Origin of the sequence: Pseudoalteromonas sp. S554, from assembly GCF_005930865.1 — a bacterium.
Taxonomy (GTDB): Bacteria; Pseudomonadota; Gammaproteobacteria; order Enterobacterales; family Alteromonadaceae; genus Pseudoalteromonas; species Pseudoalteromonas marina.
Window position 1 is genome coordinate 1 of sequence record NZ_PNDV01000127.1, and the last position, 1,238, is coordinate 1,238.

General features: G+C 42.3%; 1 protein-coding gene. It reads left to right on the forward strand.

From position 1 onward, the window contains the following. The first annotated feature begins 67 nt into the window (after window positions 1–67). Window positions 68–1,230 (forward strand): IS3 family transposase gene (locus CWB65_RS19065; protein WP_138741252.1). Its coding sequence is split into 2 segments (ribosomal slippage): window positions 68–323 and window positions 323–1,230, totalling 1,164 coding nucleotides; the frame shifts between segments, so codons are not numbered across the junction. Window positions 1,231–1,238 lie beyond the last annotated feature (8 nt).

The following is a 1,238-nucleotide window of genomic DNA, read 5'->3' on the forward strand; positions in this document are numbered from 1 at the left end:
TGTTGTGATTCAATGAAACCGGACACCAATTTAGGTGGTATTATTACCACTCAAACAGAGGTGTTCTATGACAAAACAACGTCGCTCTTTTTCTCAAGAGTTTAAACTTGATTCAGCAAAATTAGTCCTTGATGAAGGATATTCATTCCCAGAAGCTGCTCGCTCACTAGAAGTCGGTGAAACAGCCCTTCGTCGCTGGGTTAAGCAATTACAAGATGAGCGTGGTGGCACAACACCAAACTCTAAAGCGCTTACCCCTGAGCAACAAAAAATTCAGGAGCTTGAAGCTAAAGTTAATCGACTTGAAAGAGAGAAAACAATTTTAAAAAAGGCTACCGCTCTCTTAATGTCAGACGAGATGAACAATATTCGTTGATTGGCCATTTAAGTGAGCATGAGTCTGTAGAAATGGTCTGTAGCGTGTTTGATGTTCCGCGTTCGAGCTTTTATGATTTTAAGCAGCGTGAGACATCAATTAAGCTTGAAGAGGTGCAACTTAGGTCGACGATTAATGAGTTATTTTCGCTCAGTCGTGGAGCTGCCGGTAGCCGCACGTTGGTGGCGATGCTAAAGGACGCAGACTTACCTGTTGGTGTCTTTAAGGTACGCCGTATCATGCGTGACCTGGAATTAGTCTGTAAACAACCAGGGCCTCATTCATATAAATTAGCGACGGTGGAGCGAGCAGACATTCCAAACATACTCAATCGTGAGTTTGACGTTGATGGTCCAAACCACATTTGGTGTGGAGATATAAGCTATATTTGGACGGGTAATAAATGGTCTTATCTGGCTGTTATTATCGACTTATTTGCTCGTCGCGTGGTTGGCTGGGCAATGTCTGATAAGCCTGATACTAACTTAGTTATTAAAGCATTAAATAGAGCATACGAGCAACGGGGCAGGCCATCTGGGCTAATGTTTCATTCAGACCAAGGCTGTCAGTACAGCGCCAAAAGGTTTCAACAAAGGCTGTGGCGTTACCGTATAAAACAAAGCATGAGTCGCCGAGGAAATTGCTGGGATAATGCCCCGATGGAGCGCCTATTTAGAAGTTTAAAAACGGAATGGGTTCCATCATTAGGTTATAGTAATTATCAAGATGCTGAAAAAGATATTAGCTATTATTTGATGAATTACTATAACTGGCACAGACCACATAGCTATAATCAAATGGTTGCCCCAGCTGTAGCAGAAGAAAAACTTAATTCACTGTCCGGAATTAGTTGACCACAACA